At 71.7% G+C, this 14,753-nt stretch carries 15 protein-coding genes, 1 tRNA gene and 1 pseudogene; 10 read left to right on the forward strand and 7 right to left on the reverse strand.

Annotated features, from left to right (window positions below; translation table 11 throughout):
* A partial coding sequence (locus tag ACP4J0_RS37645; protein WP_426603835.1) for a DUF475 domain-containing protein occupies nt 1-156 on the forward strand: 156 nt, incomplete at its 5' end.
* Between the two features lie 168 nt (nt 157-324).
* Nucleotides 325-1,062: a TerD family protein gene (locus tag ACP4J0_RS37650; protein ID WP_426603809.1), complete on the forward strand. Its 738-nt coding sequence runs from the start codon at nt 325-327 to the stop codon at nt 1,060-1,062.
* 92 nt (nt 1,063-1,154) lie between these two features.
* On the opposite strand, the gene ACP4J0_RS37655 is transcribed toward ACP4J0_RS37650, so the two are convergent.
* Nucleotides 1,155-2,108, reverse strand: a complete 954-nt coding sequence (locus ACP4J0_RS37655) for a TerD family protein (RefSeq protein WP_426603811.1) — start codon at nt 2,106-2,108, stop codon at nt 1,155-1,157.
* 208 nt (nt 2,109-2,316) lie between these two features.
* Between ACP4J0_RS37655 and ACP4J0_RS37660 the strand changes: the two genes are divergently transcribed.
* The 3 genes from ACP4J0_RS37660 (at nt 2,317) to ACP4J0_RS37670 (ending at nt 7,113) form a co-directional block, all read left to right on the forward strand.
* A complete protein-coding gene (locus ACP4J0_RS37660; RefSeq protein ID WP_426603813.1) occupies nt 2,317-3,522 on the forward strand; it encodes an HpcH/HpaI aldolase/citrate lyase family protein in 1,206 nt (401 codons plus the stop codon).
* 64 nt (nt 3,523-3,586) lie between these two features.
* Nucleotides 3,587-6,301 (forward strand): phosphoribosyltransferase, encoded by a 2,715-nt coding sequence (locus ACP4J0_RS37665; protein WP_426603837.1) that lies wholly within the window; start codon nt 3,587-3,589, stop codon nt 6,299-6,301.
* Nucleotides 6,301-7,113: an HAD family hydrolase gene (locus ACP4J0_RS37670; protein WP_426603815.1), complete on the forward strand. Its 813-nt coding sequence runs from the start codon at nt 6,301-6,303 to the stop codon at nt 7,111-7,113. The genes ACP4J0_RS37665 and ACP4J0_RS37670 overlap by 1 nt, the downstream gene beginning before the upstream one ends.
* On the opposite strand, the gene ACP4J0_RS37675 is transcribed toward ACP4J0_RS37670, so the two are convergent.
* On the reverse strand, nt 7,031-7,873 hold the full coding sequence (locus ACP4J0_RS37675; RefSeq protein WP_426603817.1) for a DedA family protein: 843 nt from the start codon (nt 7,871-7,873) through the stop codon (nt 7,031-7,033). The two genes, ACP4J0_RS37670 and ACP4J0_RS37675, sit on opposite strands and share 83 nt — an antisense overlap.
* A gap of 132 nt (nt 7,874-8,005) precedes the next feature.
* On the opposite strand from ACP4J0_RS37675, the gene ACP4J0_RS37680 reads away from it, so the two are divergent.
* The gene (locus ACP4J0_RS37680; protein ID WP_426603819.1) at nt 8,006-9,148 is read left to right on the forward strand and encodes a sensor histidine kinase; all 1,143 of its coding nucleotides are present in this window, start codon (nt 8,006-8,008) and stop codon (nt 9,146-9,148) included.
* On the forward strand, nt 9,139-9,783 hold the full coding sequence (locus ACP4J0_RS37685; RefSeq protein WP_426603821.1) for a response regulator transcription factor: 645 nt from the start codon (nt 9,139-9,141) through the stop codon (nt 9,781-9,783). Before ACP4J0_RS37680 ends, ACP4J0_RS37685 begins: the two co-directional genes overlap by 10 nt.
* 99 nt (nt 9,784-9,882) lie before the next feature.
* Here the strand turns inward: ACP4J0_RS37685 and ACP4J0_RS37690 are convergent, their stop codons facing one another.
* The 3 genes from ACP4J0_RS37690 to ACP4J0_RS37700 all read right to left on the reverse strand — a co-directional run bounded on the left by ACP4J0_RS37690 (nt 9,883) and on the right by ACP4J0_RS37700 (nt 12,519).
* Entirely contained in the window at nt 9,883-10,101 is a 219-nt protein-coding gene (locus ACP4J0_RS37690; protein ID WP_426603823.1) for an FmdB family zinc ribbon protein, read from the reverse strand.
* 160 nt (nt 10,102-10,261) lie between these two features.
* Nucleotides 10,262-11,677, reverse strand: a complete 1,416-nt coding sequence (locus tag ACP4J0_RS37695; RefSeq protein WP_426603825.1) for a hypothetical protein — start codon at nt 11,675-11,677, stop codon at nt 10,262-10,264.
* 71 nt (nt 11,678-11,748) lie between these two features.
* Nucleotides 11,749-12,519 (reverse strand): DUF4097 family beta strand repeat-containing protein, encoded by a 771-nt coding sequence (locus ACP4J0_RS37700; protein WP_426603827.1) that lies wholly within the window; start codon nt 12,517-12,519, stop codon nt 11,749-11,751.
* A 226-nt stretch (nt 12,520-12,745) separates the two neighbouring features.
* On the opposite strand from ACP4J0_RS37700, the gene ACP4J0_RS37705 reads away from it, so the two are divergent.
* Nucleotides 12,746-12,820: transfer RNA gene (locus ACP4J0_RS37705), tRNA-Val, on the forward strand.
* A 275-nt stretch (nt 12,821-13,095) separates the two neighbouring features.
* On the opposite strand, the gene ACP4J0_RS37710 is transcribed toward ACP4J0_RS37705, so the two are convergent.
* On the reverse strand, nt 13,096-13,452 hold the full coding sequence (locus ACP4J0_RS37710) for a hypothetical protein (protein WP_426603829.1): 357 nt from the start codon (nt 13,450-13,452) through the stop codon (nt 13,096-13,098).
* A 156-nt stretch (nt 13,453-13,608) separates the two neighbouring features.
* Here ACP4J0_RS37710 and ACP4J0_RS37715 point away from each other — a divergent pair, with 156 nt between their 5' ends.
* Nucleotides 13,609-14,154, forward strand: coding sequence for a GNAT family N-acetyltransferase (locus tag ACP4J0_RS37715; protein ID WP_426603831.1), 546 nt, complete (start codon nt 13,609-13,611; stop codon nt 14,152-14,154).
* Nucleotides 14,155-14,158: 4 nt separating this feature from the next.
* Nucleotides 14,159-14,392, forward strand: a complete 234-nt coding sequence (locus ACP4J0_RS37720; protein WP_426603833.1) for a DUF2277 domain-containing protein — start codon at nt 14,159-14,161, stop codon at nt 14,390-14,392.
* Between the two features lie 254 nt (nt 14,393-14,646).
* Here the strand turns inward: ACP4J0_RS37720 and ACP4J0_RS37725 are convergent.
* A pseudogene (locus tag ACP4J0_RS37725) lies at nt 14,647-14,753 on the reverse strand (ABC transporter permease); the annotation flags it as partial.

A 14,753-nucleotide genomic window follows, 5' to 3' on the forward strand; every position in this document is an offset into this window, starting at 1 on the left:
ACCATCCAGTACGAGATCAACGAGTTCATCACCGGCATGATCGGCGTGGTCCTCATCGGCGCCTCCTTCTGGTCCTCCGTGCGCCGCAACAAGCGGCTCGCCGCGGCCGGGGGAGAGGGCGGCAAGGAGAAGGCGGAGGTCTCCTCCGGGGTGTGAAACGTTGCTGTTCCCGGGCCGGGTTCGCCCCCGGTGTACCTGCTCCTACGGTGTGAACACGGTCCGGGTGAGGAACGCTCTGTGCGGGGGCGGTCGACGAGGACGACTCCTCGGGGCCGCCCCGTCGGCGGTCCGCGGCCGGTGGAACGAGCGAAGGTGGGGGCGGGAATGGGTTTCTTGGACGGTCTGTGGCGCGGTCGCGAGGCCGAGTTCGACTCGGGCAGCGCGGCGACCAACTCCATCCAGCTGACCAAACGGCACAGTCAGGTCTCCCTGACCAAACAGGGCGCGGCCACCGGCCACCTGCGCGTCAACCTCGCCTGGCGGATGCGGACCTCGGACATCATGGGTGCGCAGCGTGAGAGCCTGCTGCGGCACCCCTTCAAGGCGCTCAAGCCCCCCGAGGTCGTCGGCCACAGCCAGAGCATGGTCAACGTCGACCTGGACCTCGGCTGCCTCTACGAGCTCCAGGACGGCACCCGCGGCGTCGTCCAGCCGCTCGGCGGCTTCCTGGGCGACGCCAACGGCCCGCCCTACGTCAAGCTCAGCGGCGACGACCGGTTCGGCTCGGCCTCCGGCGAGACGCTCTACATCAACCTCGACCACCGGGACGCCATCAAGCGCCTCCTGCTCTTCGCCTACATCTACGACCAGACCCCGGCCTTCGACCGGACGCACGCCATCGTCACGCTCTACCCGAGCAACGGCCCCCGCATCGAGATAGGCCTCGACGAGCGCCACCCGCAGGCCCGGTCCTGCGCCGTGGTGATGATCGAGAACATCAAGGGTGAGATCTTCGTCCGGCGCGAGGTGAAGTTCGTGTACGGCTTCCAGGGCGAGCTGGACCGCCTGTACGGGTGGGGCCTGCAGTGGGGCCGGGGACACAAGAACAAGGCGGAACGCTGAGCCCGACGCCCGTACCGCCGAGACGCCGCGCGTGCTGCTCGGTACCCGCCGCGCGTGCTGCTCGGGTCTCCACGCGTGTCCCGCTCAGGTGGTTACCGCCCGATGAACTGAGGTCCCTGCGGCGGCAGCCGGAAGTCCGGATCGGGAGCCCCGGTGACCGGTGGCGGGTAGCCGTAGCCGGCCTGTGCGCCGGTGCCCCCCGCCGCGGCCGGCGCCTGCGGGTAGCCGTACCCGGCGCGTCCGGCCGGCTGTGGGTAGCCGTAGGCCGGCTGTGACGTCGGCGGCTGCTGCGGGTATCCGTACGCGGGCTGCGCCGGTACCCCTGCGGGCTGCGCCGGCGCCCCCGTGGGCTGCTCGGGAGGCAGTGGCCGCGAGATCTCCGGCACGGGCTGGACGGTCGTCGGCTCGTCGGGACCGACCACCGGCGGGACGGACGCGGACTGGGCGGAAGTGTGCGGGGACGGTTCGGGCCGGCGGGCCGACATGGGGTCGTCCGCCCCTTCCGACTCGTCCACCGAGATGCCGAAGTCGGTCGCCAGGCCCTTCAGCCCGTTCGAATAGCCCTCACCCAGCGCCCGGAACTTCCAGCCCTCCCCACGCCGGTACAGCTCACCGCAGATCAGCGCTGTCTCCTCGCCCGTCTCCGGCTTGACGTCGAAGTACGCCAGGGGTTCCGCGTCGGCGGCCGTCGCGTCGTACAGCAGGATGCGCAGCGACCGGACCCGGTCGAAGGCGGCGCCGTCCGCCGAAGCGACCAGCAAAATCCGGCCCACCGAGGACTCGACCCCGGGGAGGTCTGTCTGGATCGTATCGGTCAGGCCCTCGGCGACCCGCTTCTTGCCGAGCCGCCAGACCTGACCCGAAGGGTGCCGGGGCTGGTTGTAGAAAACGAAGTCCTCGTCGGAACGCACGCGGTCGTCCGGACCCAGCAACAACGCGGAGGCGTCGATGTCGGGGACCCCCTGCCCGGGTGTCCAGCGCAGCACGGCGCGTACCGTGGTGGCTTGCAGCGGGACGTTCGACCCCTTCAGCATCGCGTGCGTCATGCCGTCATCCTGCCTTCTCGGTCCTGGTCACGACAACGCGGGGGCGGGTACGCGGGTCGTGTCCGCTCACCCCGGGTCGCCGCCGCCGACATGCCCGGGTTACCTCGAATTCATGCCCGGTGGGAACCTCCGACATGGATACGTACGTACTATTACCGGCCACCTTTGGACAGTTCACAGGTCGCCCAGACACCACGGGGGAGTTTTGATGCGTCATTTCGGACAGATTGCCCCTGATGTGCGGAAGCGTCTCTTCCACCAGGAGCCCTGCACCTTCACGGCGGACTCCCCGGCGCGGCTGCTGTCCGCGGCCCTGGGCGCCACGCTCTACAGCCCGGCCACCCGGCCCAGGCTCGCCGACGACATCCTCAAACAGAGCGCGAGCGGCGTGGTGTCGATGGTGCTGTGCCTGGAGGACTCGATCGACGACGCCGACGTACCGGTCGGCGAGGAGAACCTCGTCCGTCAGCTCACGGCCCTGGCAGAACTCCCCCGAGCTCGCGGCACCGTTCGAGCAGGGGAGCCCTCCCTCGACGCCGACATCCCCCTGCTGTTCGTCCGGGTCCGCACCCCCGAGCAGATACCCGACCTCGTACGGCGCCTCGGACCCGCCGTAGGGCTGCTGTCCGGTTTCGTGCTGCCCAAGTTCACCGAGGAACGCGGCATGCCCTTCCTGGAGGCGCTCTCCGCCGCCGAGGCGGCCAGTGGCCGCAGGCTCTTCGCCATGCCCGTGCTGGAGTCCCCGGACCTGCTGTACCGGGAGTCCCGGGTGCAGACGCTGGAGGGCATCTTCCGGGCGGTCGACAAGTACCGCGACCGCGTGCTCGCCCTCCGTCTCGGCGTGACCGACTTCTGCTCCTCCTACGGACTGCGCCGGGGCCCCGACATGACGGCGTACGACGTCCAGATCGTCGCCTCCGTGATCGCCGACGTGGTGAACATGCTCGCCCGGGCCGACGGCACCGGATTCACGGTCACCGGGCCGGTCTGGGAGTACTTCCGCGTCCAGGAGAGGATGTTCAAACCGCAACTGCGGCAGAGCCCCTTCCTGGAGGTGCAGGCCGTCGAACTGCGTCAGAAGCTGATCGAACACGCGATGGACGGCCTGCTGCGGGAGATCTCCCTGGACCGCGCCAACGGCCTGCTGGGCAAGACCTGCATCCACCCCTCGCACGTGCTCCCCGTGCACGCACTGTCCGTCGTCAGTCACGAGGAGTTCAGCGACGCCCAGGACATCCTGCGTCCCGAACGCGGCGGCGGGGGTGTGCTGAGGTCCGCCTACACGAACAAGATGAACGAGGTGAAGCCCCACCGGGCCTGGGCCGAGCGCACGCTGCTGCGCGCCGAGGTCTTCGGGGTGGCGAACGAGGACATCGGCTTCGTGGAACTGCTCGCCGCCGGCCTGTCCGACTGAACGCAAGGAAGCCATGACCGACGCAAGGGCCCATGCCACGGTGGACAACGGGAGGCACGAGTACATGACCGAGAGGGCGCGCGCGCAGAAGGGCGCCGGAGTCTGGTCCGGCAGCTGGGTCGCCGAGCGGCTGGGCGTCGAGCTCACCGGTGACGACAGGCTGACCGGCCTGCTGGGACTCGCCCTGCGCCGCAACCCCAAGCGCGCGCACCTGCTCGTCTCCAACGTGCTCGGCAAGCACGTCCCGCAGTCGCCCTCCGTCGTGTACGGCCACGGCGTCGCCCTCGGCCGCCGGGTCCGCGAACTGCTCGGCGCCGAAGCGGCCGAGAGCGCGGTCGTCCTCGGCTACGCGGAGACCGCCACCGGCCTCGGCCACTCGGTCGCCGACGGCCTGGGGCCCGCCCCGTACCTGCACTCCACCCGCCGTCCGGTCACCGGCGTCGCCCGGGCGGGCGGCTTCGAGGAGTCCCACTCGCACGCCACCTCCCACCTCCTGCTGCCCGAGAACCCGGCGCTGCTGGCCGGTGACGGGCCGCTGGTCCTCGTCGACGACGAGTTCTCCACCGGCAACACGGTCCTCAACACCGTCCGCGCCCTGCACGAGCGCTATCCCCGCAAGCGGTACGTCGTGGTGGCCCTCGTCGACATGCGCTCGCCCGCCGACGCCGGCCGGCTGGAGGACTTCGCCCGGGAGATCGGCGCCCGCGTGGACCTGGTGACGGCCGCCTCGGGCACGGTCCGGCTGCCGGAGGGCGTACTGGAGAAGGGACAGGAACTGGTCGCCCGGTACGAGGCTCGCGCTGCCGAGCCGATCCCGGAAGGCCCGGCCACAGGGACGTCCGACGCCGACGTCGACGCCGCGGCAGTCGGCCCCGCAGCGGCCACCGGCAGCGCCACAGTGGGACCGGCCGGTGAACGTTCGCTTGCCGGTGCCGGTGCCGGTGCCGGTGCCGAGCCCGGCCACGCGCCCGACTCCCGAAGCGCCGCTGCCAGTGCCGCCGATCCCGCCCCGGTCCGCCCGGGAGCACACGCACACGGTGCCACCGCCCGTCCCGAGGTGCCCAGCCGGCCTTCCCCCGGCTCGATCGCGCGCGTCGAACTGCGGTGGCCCGGCGGGCTCCCCGACGGGGGACGGCACGGATTCACGGCCGCACAGCGAGACCGGCTGGAGAATGCCCTGCCCGGCATGGCGGAGCGGATCACCGAGGCGCTGCCCGCAGGCGCCCGCCGCGTGCTCGTCCTCGGCTTCGAGGAGCTGATGTACGCCCCGCTGCGCCTGGCCCACGCGCTGGAGCAGACCACCGACGCCGACGTGCGCTACTCCACCACCACCCGCTCTCCGGTCCTCGCGGTCGACGACCCCGGGTACGCGATACGCACCCGCCTCGTCTTTCCCGCACACGACGACCCGGCCGACGGCCCCGGCGAGCGCTACGCCTACAACGTCGCGGGAGCCGGCTTCGACGCCGTCGTCGCCGTCGTCGACTCGGCCGCCGACACCCCCGCGCTGCACGCGCCCGACGGTCTGCTGGCCCGGCTCGCCGCCCACGTTCCGCACGTTCTGCTCGCGGTCGTTCCGTCGTACGTCCCGCACGCCCCGCATGCCTCCGAAAGGCCCTCCATGCTGCCCGAGCCCCTGCGTGGTCCCGACTTCTCCTCGTACGCGCCCGACGAGGTCGGCTGGCTGCTCCAGGACCTCTCGGACGTGACGCTGGAGGCACCGACCGAGGAGCGCGAGGAAGCGATCCAGAGCGGCGGCGCGCACTACGCGGAGTCGCTGCCCGTGGAGTACCAGCCCAGCGAGCAGTACCAGGAGCTGTTCCACGCCGCCCTGGAGACGTCCGCCGCCCGGCTGGCCCGCGCCGTCGGCGCCGTCACCGAGATCGTGCTCGCGGAGCGGTCGCCCCGCCCCGTCCTGGTCTCGCTCGCCCGCGCGGGCACACCCGTCGGCATCCTGATGCGCCGCTGGGCGCAGTTCCGCCATGGTCTCGACCTTCCTCACTACGCCGTGTCGATCGTCCGGGGCCGCGGCATCGACGCCAACGCGCTGCGCTGGCTGGCCGACCGACACGACCCCGCCGACGTCGTCTTCGTCGACGGCTGGACCGGCAAGGGCGCCATCACCCGCGAACTCGCCGCCGCCCTGCGCGACTTCGAGGCCTCCGACGGCATCACCGGTTTCGACCCGGAGATCGCCGTGCTGGCCGACCCCGGTTCCTGCGTACGCACCTACGGCACCCGCGACGACTTCCTCATCCCCTCCGCCTGCCTCAACTCCACGGTCTCCGGCCTGATATCCCGCACCGTGCTCCGCGCCGACCTCGTCGGCCGGCACGACTTCCACGGCGCGAAGTTCTACCGCGACCTCGCCGGCGCCGACCTGTCGCCGGCCTTCCTCGACGCCGTCTCCACCCGCTTCCCGGACGTCGCCGACACGGTCGAAGCCCAGGCCAAGGAGCTTCTCTCCGCCGACCGCACCCCCACCTGGGAGGGCTGGGCCGCCGTCGAGCGCATCAGCGAGGAGTACGGCATCCACGACGTGAACCTCGTCAAGCCCGGCGTCGGCGAGACCACCCGAGTGATGCTGCGCCGCGTGCCCTGGAAGGTGCTGGCCCGCGCCGGCGCCGGCGCCGACCTGGACCACGTACGCCTGCTGGCCGAACAGCGGGGCGTACCCGTGGAGGAGGTCGCCGACCTGCCCTACACCTGTGTCGGGCTGATCCACCCCAAGTACACGCGGGGCGCCACCGGCGCCGACGGCAAGGCGGTGGCGCTCTGATGCCGGTGCTCGTCGCGAGCGACCTCGACCGCACGCTCATCTACTCCGCCGCCGCGCTCGGGCTGACCATGCCCGACCTGCGGGCGCCCCGGCTGCTGTGCGTGGAGGTCTACGAGAGCAAACCCCTCTCCTACATGACCGAGACGGCAGCCGGGCTGCTGACCGACCTCGGCGACACGGCGGTCTTCGTGCCGACCACCACCCGGACCCGCGCCCAGTACCAGCGCATCAACCTCCCCGGCCCTCCGTCGAAGTACGCGATCTGCGCCAACGGCGGTCACCTGCTGGTGGACGGCGTCTCGGACCCGGACTGGCACGCGCGGGTGACCGCGCGGCTGGCCGACGAGTGTGCCTCGCTGGCCGAGGTCCGCGACCACCTGATGGACACCGCCGACCCACTGTGGGTGCGCAAGCACCGGGTCGCCGAGGATCTCTTCGCCTACCTCGTCGTCGAGCGCGAACTGCTGCCCGTGGACTGGGTGAAGGAACTCGCCGTGTGGGCCGAGAACCTCGGCTGGACCGTGTCCCTCCAGGGCCGCAAGATCTATGCCGTCCCCAAGCCGCTCACCAAGAGCGCCGCCGTGCACGAGGTCGCCCGCCGCACCGGTGCCGATCTCACCCTCGCCGCCGGCGACTCCCTCCTCGACGCCGACCTGTTGCTCGCCGCCGACCGGGGCTGGCGTCCCGGCCACGGCGAGCTGGCCGACTCCGACTGGACGGCACCGGCGATCAGTGCCTTGCCCGAGTGTGGCGTGCTGGCCGGTGAGCGGATCCTCCGGGAGTTCCTGCGTGCGGCGGGCCCGGCTCGCTGACCCCGCCGTCCAGGCCCCCAGCACTGTCTCCGGCACCGTCTCCGGTGCCGGAGCAGTCGTCGTCACCCGCCGGCGGCCGTATGTCCTGCTCGCGGTCGTGTCCGCGCGCCCGCCTGCGATGGCCGGCCCCCGGCCGCAGCAGCCGCATGCCTATGAAGACCAGCAGCGCCAGGGCGGCGATCGCGAGGATCACCTTCGAGTACGTGGAGGCTATGCCCGAGACCTCGGACCAGTTGTCACCCAGCGCGTAGCCCGCGAGGACGAACACGGTGTTCCAGATCGCGCTGCCCAGCGTGGTCAGCGCGAGGAAGACGGGAAGCCGCATCCGCTCCACGCCTGCCGGTACGGAGATCAGGCTGCGGAAGATCGGTATCATCCGGCCGAAGAACACCGCCTTGGTCCCGTGCTTCTGGAACCAGGCCTCGGTCTTCTCTATGTCCGACACCTTCACCAGCGGCAGCTTGCCCGCTATCGCCACCGTGCGGTCCCGGCCGAGCAGTGCGCCGATCCCGTACAGAGCGAGCGCGCCGATGACCGAACCCGCCGTCGTCCACAGCAGGACGGCGATCAGGTTCATCCGGCCGGAACTCGCCGCGAACCCCGCGAGCGGCAGGATCACCTCGCTCGGCAGGGGAGGGAAGAGGTTCTCCAGAGCGATGGCGAGGCCGGCGCCCGGTGCACCGAGCGCGTCCATGAGGTCGTTGATCCACTGCGGTGCCGCACCGCTGTCCGCGGCCGTCTGCGCTGCGAGGGCTGTCATGTCGACCACGCTAGAAAATCGCAGCTGAAGGGAGACTGAGGAAGACCACAAGATCGACTGCGGTGTACCGCAGGCGGGAATTGTGGTTTTCCGCAGTGTGAGCCGCCGCAGCGCCCGGCTAGCCTCACGATCATGCGAGACATGGCGCGACGCGTAGTGCGGTGCGGGGTGGGCCTCATCATGGGGACCGCCGCGGCCGCCGTCGAGCTGCTCTTCACCCTGCTGGCCGGTGCGGCCCTGCTGCCCGTGGCGGCCTGGCCGGCCGGCCGGCGTGCCGTACTGCGCCCGGTCCTCGTGGGCGCGCGCAGACTGGCGGAGCTGGAGCGAGCCCGGTTGGCGATGTGGCTGGACCTCCGCGTCACGCCCGCGTACGAGGACGTGCGGGCGCTGCGGTACGTGGCCTGCCACTGGGCCCTGGGCGTCCTGGGCGGGGTGGTGATGCTGACCGCCGCGATCGGCCTCGCGTACGGCACCTTCGGGATATACGGCTGGCTCCTGCTGGACGGCATACGCAACCCCGGTTCGCTGGTCCTCGGCAGTCTGGGCGGCTTGTTCCTCGTGTTCCTCGCCGTGCAGGGAATATTCGGAGTGCTCGGACTGGAAGGGCAGCTGGCGCGTCACTTCCTCGGCCCCCGCCACCAGGAGGAGCTGGAGCGGCGGATCGCGGAGCTGTCCGCCAGCCGCGCCGCCGTGGTCGACGCGGTGAACGACGAACGACGCCGCATCGAGCGTGATCTGCACGACGGCGTGCAGCAGCGCCTCGTAGCCCTCGGCATGCTGCTCGGCCGCGCCCGCCGCAGCCAGGACGCCGACCGCAGGGACAAGCTGCTCGGCCAGGCCCACGACGAGAGCCGCCGCGCCCTGGACGAGCTGCGCGAGGTCGCCTGGCGGATCTACCCGACCACGCTGGACGAAGCGGGGCTGCGCGCGGCGCTGGAGACGGTCGCCGAGCGGGCGTCCGTGCCGGTGGGAGTGGAGTACGACCTCGCCGAGGAGCCCGAGCAGGCCGTGGCGACCGTCGCGTACTTCGTTGTCTGCGAGGCGGTCACGAACGCGGTCAAACACGCGGCGCCGACCCGGATAAGCGTCGCCGTCAGAGTGGAGGAGGACCGGATGTACGTGAGCGTCCAGGACGACGGATGCGGCGGGGCGAACGCCGCCGGCAGCGGACTGTTCGGGCTCGCCCGGCGCGTCGCCGCCCTCGACGGCAGCCTCAGCGTGGTCAGCCCGCCGGGCGGGCCCACCCTCGTGGCCGCGGAACTGCCATGCGGCTGATCCTTGCCGAGGACTCGACCCTGCTGCGGGAGGGGCTCGTGCGGCTGCTGACAGAGGAAGGGCACGAGGTGCTCGCCGCCGTCGGCAATGCCGAGCTGCTGCTCAAGGCGGTCGCCGAGGACCCGCCGGACGTGGTCGTCGCCGATGTCCGGATGCCGCCCACCCACACGGACGAGGGCCTGCGCGCGGCTCTGGAGATACGCCGGCGCTGGCCGGCGGTCGGGGTGCTGGTGCTCTCCCAGTACGTCGAGAAGCGGTACGCGACCGAGTTGCTCACCGGTGAGACGGAAGGAGTGGGTTATCTGCTCAAGGACAGGGTGGTCCAGATCGACGAGTTCCTGGACGCGCTGGAGCGGGTGGCCGCCGGACGGGCCGCCTTCGACCCGGAGGTCGTCCGCCAGCTGCTCGGCCGCACGACCCACACCGACCTGCTCGCCCGGCTCACCGCGCGGGAGCGGGACGTACTGGCCGAGATGGCGCAGGGCCATACCAACGCGGCGATCGCGCGGCGGCTGCACATCTCGCAGAGCGCGGTGGAGAAGCACACCAACGCGATCTTCGACAAGCTGGAACTGACCGGGGGTGAGGGCTATTCGCGCAGAGTGCTGGCGGTGCTGCGCTATCTGGGCAGCTGAGGGAGGCGCTGGCTGAGGGAGGCTGAAGGAGCAGACGTCGACCGAGTAAGGCCGAGGCGCCGACGCGGCGGCACCGGGCGCGTGCCCCGGGCCGGGAGGTCAGCCGCAGCAGCCGCCGCCGCAGCAGCCACCGCCGCCACCCGACGAGGGTGCCGGGGCAGGCGCGGAGGACGAGCCGCCGACGGCGACCGTCGACAGCAGCTTCACCGTGTCGTCGTGGCCCGCCGGGCAGGAGGCGGGAGCGGAGGACTCGGCCATGGGGCGGCTCAGTTCGAAGGTGTCGTCGCAGCTCCGGCAGCGGTACTCGTAGCGAGGCATGCGCACAGGTTAACCGGCCCGGCCGGGTGGCCCGTCCCGGCGACGAGAACCCGGTACGGAATGCGGACCGGCAGGGGACGTGGCGCGAACCCGGTGAGGAGCGGAAACGAGAACCCGGGCGAGGAGCATCGGGTATCCGCAACCGGCAGCCGCTCGGAGATCAGTGGCCGGCTCCGCGTTCCTCACGGATCCGGGTGACCACGTCGGCAACTGTCTGCCGGACCGCTTCCGTCTCCGTCAGGAAGTGCCAGTAGTCGGGGTGCCGGCCCGCCAGCACGGTGATCGCGCGCTCGAGCCGGGCCACGGCGTCGTCCAGGGGGCGCGCGTGCCGCGGGTCGGGGGTGTTGCGGCCCGCCATGGCCAGGCGCTGGGCGTCGCGGATCACGAAGCGGGTGCGTTCGATCTCCCGCTGAGGGTCCTTCTGTACGGCGTTCAGCTGCCGCAGCCGGTCGCCGGCGGCGGAGACGGCCTCGTCGGTCGAGTTCAGCAGCGCCCGTGCCGTCGACAGCAGGGCGGTGGCGTCGGGCCAGCGCTGTTCGTCGCGGGCGGTCTGGGCTTCGGCCAGCTTCCGCTCGGCCTGCCGGACGGATTCGGTGGCCTGGTCCGGCACGTGCTGGAGGTCCTGCCAGCAGGCGACGGTGAATCGCCGCCGTAGCTCGCTCAGTACCGGTTCGACCTGGTCGGTGCGGGTGGTCAGGGCCTCGGCGCGGGTGCGCAGGGAGACCAGCCGGTGGCCGATCTCGGCGGCGCGTTCGGGCAGTCGTTCGGCTTCGGCACGGACCGACTCGGCCTCTCGGGTGACGCGTTCCGCCCGCTCGAGGGTCTGGGGAACGCCGTGCTGTCCGGCGCCCTGGTTCAGCCGGGTGAGCTCCGGGCCGAGCGCGGCGAGCCGGGCGGCGAGGTCGTCCGCTCGCAGCCCGGATCCCCGGGCGGCGTCCAGGGCGTTGGAGGCGGCCAGCAGGGCCTGCCGGGCGCGTTCGACGGAGGGCGCCAGCCGGGCCAGCTGGGTCTCGGCCTTGCCGAGCAGGGAGCCTAGGCCGTCGGCGAAGCGGTCCAGGTCCTGCCTGACCCGGCTGAGCTCGTTCTTGGCGGCGGTCAGTTCGCTGCGCGCGCGGGAGGCCGCCGACGCCTCCAGGTCGTCCCGGTCCAGGTCGTGGGCGTCGACGGCGCTGATGTACTGGTGGCTGACCTCGTCGATGCGCCGGCCGAGTGCCTCGAAGTCGGTGACCGCGCGCCGGGCGGCAGGGGAGGCGTCGACGGCCGCGATCGTCTCGATCGAGATCCGCAGGTCCCGTTGTGCGGTGTCCAGCTCGTAGAAGGCGGCCGCCGCGTCGTCCTTCGCGGCCTGCGCCTCCGCCCGCTGGCTCTCGGCCCGCCCGCCGAACCAGCGGCGGGTGCCGCCCCCGGCGAACGCGGCGGGGAGCGTCAGCGCGGCGAGGAGCGGCAGGCCCACGAGGGTGAGCGTGTCGCGGACCGCGCCGGACGCGCGGTGGCGGCGCTGGTGGTGGGAACGGTGCGGCAGGCGCTGCGCGCGCGGCACCATCGGCGAGTACGGCTGCGATGGTGTCGCCGTCACATCCCTCTCCCGTGTCGTCCGTCCTGCCCGGGTTCATTCTCCCACCCGTTAGGGACGAACACACGGGCCGGTCAGTTCGCCGTTCGGACCGTGACTTCGCCGTCCTGGGTCCGCGCGGTCACCACGTGGGAGCTGGCTTCGTCCCGGGGCACGGATACGTCGACCGATCCGTCGTCGCTCTCGGCGGACACCTTGTACGTGTCCCGGGGCAGGGAGACGGTCACGGAGCCGTCGTCGCTGCGGGTCTCCACCAGGTCGGGGACGGACCCGAGTTCGAGTCGGACCGAGCCGTCCTGGGTGGTCGCGTTCACCCGGCGCGAGGTGACGTCCGCGCGCAGCGATCCGTCGTCGCTGTGCAGTTCCAGCGGCCCGGTGGTGTCGCTGACGCGTACGGACCCGTCGGCCGTCCGGATCTCCAGCGCCTCCCGGAAGCCCTGCGCCCGCACGCTGCCGTCGTCGGTCTTCACCTTGACGGCGATGCCGCGCGGTATCTCCACCCGGTGCTTGGTGGCGCAGTCGGCGGCCACACCGGAGCAGTGCGTCCGCAGCTTCAGCCGGTCGCCGTCCATGTTCCAGGTCACTTCGGGGCCGGAGCCGAGCGCGACCGAGCCCTGGAACCACCGGGTCACCTCGACCTTGCCGGACGGATGGCCGTCGGCGGCGACGATCTCCAGCGCGGAGTCGTCGGCGTCGATGGTGAGGACGTCGCCCTGAAGGGCGAAGGACCGCTGTTCGGGGTCCTTGTCGTCCGAGGCGGAGGCGCAGGCACTGAGACCCGCGACGAGAACGGCGACGGTGCCGACGGCGGCGAAGGCGCGAGCAGGAAGGGTACGGGTGCCCATGACGAGATTCCCCCTGGAACGGACGGCGAGGTGCCTCGTCCGGGGATCCTTCCGGAGCGGAAGAAGCCCTTTCCCGACGCGGCTCTCAGACTGTAGGAGGGCACGGGCCCGCGCCGGGATGCGGTCCGCTACCGGATCGGGGGTGGGGTTAGCCCCAGGCCGAGGTGCCGGTGGCAGCACGTTTGCCGGGCAGTGCCCCGGGCCATGTAGGCTGTCGACTCGTCCTGGGTGCGTAGCTCAGGGGTAGAGCGCCTGCCTTACAAGCAGGATGTCGGCGGTTCGAAACCGTCCGCGCCCACCAGGACCGGCGCCGCAGACGTCGGTGGAGAGGCCCCCGGAAGTATTCCGGGGGCCTCTCGCGTGCGGTCGTACGTGTACTCCCTGGGATGAGGTCCCGTTCTCCCTGGGGTGAGGTCCCGTTCTTCCTGGGGTGAGGTCCGTGAGCAGTGCCGGGCAGCGCGTACGGCGCCCGCCCGTGCGGGGACGGTGGGCTGACGAGCAGGAACGGGCTCGACCGGCTCGGCGGGGACTGAACGTCCTCGGCGGTCTCATGAGCCCTGCACGCAGGGCGCCTCCTCAGGCGTTCTCGGGCGGGGTCTCCCGGTCCGTGGCCTGGCGGGCGCGTTTCAGCTCCGAGCGGGCGTTCACCTGATCGGGGCCGGTGATCTCCGACCAGTAGCGATGGGTGCTGACGAACACGGCGAGTTCGCGCTCACGCTGCCGGAGCTTCTCCACCTCGGCCTGTTCGTCCGCCGACCAGCCGGGCGAGGCCGGGCGCTCGACCTTGCGCCAGCCGCCCGCGTCGCTGAATCCGTCGAGCGGCTCGACGGACCAGGGAAGTCTTTTCAGCAGGGCCGACAGCTCGGCCCTGACCTGATGCAGTTCCTCCTGACCGGCGAGGAGATCACTGGGGAAATCATAGGTCGTAGCCACAGCCCAATGATACGCCTGTTCGATTTTGAGGTGCGCGTTCCCTTCCGTGGTTCACGCGAAAGGATGGCCCCGCCCGGGCGGGGGCGGGGAGCCGCTGTCGGGGTGCCGATCCGCTGCCGAGGCCGACTGTCAGACCCCTGCCCTACCGTGAAGAACATGGATGGTGTGGACGAGCGGACCGGGCATGCCGGAGACCGGGTGTGCCTGGCCCCCTGGGCGGAGGGGGACCTGTGGCTGCTGCGCAGGAGCAACAGCCCCGAGATGACCGCGCACCTGGGCGGGCCGGAGACCGAGGAGCAGCTCGCGGCGCGGCACCGGCGGTACACAGAGCTCGGGACGGGGCGGATGTACCGGGTCACGCTGGCGGACGGCGGCGAGACGGTCGGCTCGATCGGGTACTGGCAGCGGACCTGGCAGGGCGTGGAGGTCTGGGAGACCGGGTGGGCGGTGCTGCCGGAGTTCCAGGGGCGGGGACTGGCTGTCCGGGCGGCTCGTGCCGTGCGGGAGGCGGTCCGGGCCGACGGGGCGCACCGGTACCTGCACGCGTTCCCGAGCGTGGGGCACGCCGCTTCCAACGCGGTCTGCCGCGGGGCCGGGTTCACCCTGCTCGGGCAGGCCGACTTCGAGTATCCGAAGGGTCACTGGATCAGATCGAACGACTGGCGGGTGGACCTGGAGATGGACCTGGAGAGGGGAGACTGACGTCATGTGCCGCAGCATCAAGACACTGCGTCCGCCCGTGCTGGCCGAGGAGGCCACCGAGGACGAGATCAGGGCCGCCGCCCTGCAGTACGTGCGCAAGGTGTCCGGGTTCCGTGCGCCGGCCGCGCACAATCGGGAGGTTTTCGAACAGGCCGTGGAGGCCATCACCGGGGCCACGGCCGAACTGCTGGCAGGCCTGGAGATACGGGGAGGCGCCGGCACGCGGCGTGCCTCCTGAGACCGGGACCGGGACCGGGTCCGGGTCCGGAGCACCGGGACGCTGGGACGTCCGCATGTCGTGACCAGTCTTGGCCGGTACCCGAGCGGTCGGCCGGGAACGGGGACGGAACGGGGACCGGTCCGCGACCCGGCTCGGCGGGCGGCCGGGGACGCCGACGGGGCGGCGTTCACCGACCAGGGGTCGGAGTACGCCGCCCTTGGGCGGTGCGGTGCGGGACGGGGCGCGGCCGGAGGCCTGCGCTGTCACGTCGGCTACTTCGGGTCACGGTTGAACTTCGAGGCCGACCAGAAGTAGCCGAGCGCGGTGAGAGCCAGGCACCAGGCGACCGCGAGCCAGCCGTTGTGGCCGATCCCGGTCC

Source organism: Streptomyces sp. WG7, from assembly GCF_049975785.1.
Classification (GTDB): domain Bacteria; phylum Actinomycetota; class Actinomycetes; order Streptomycetales; family Streptomycetaceae; genus Streptomyces.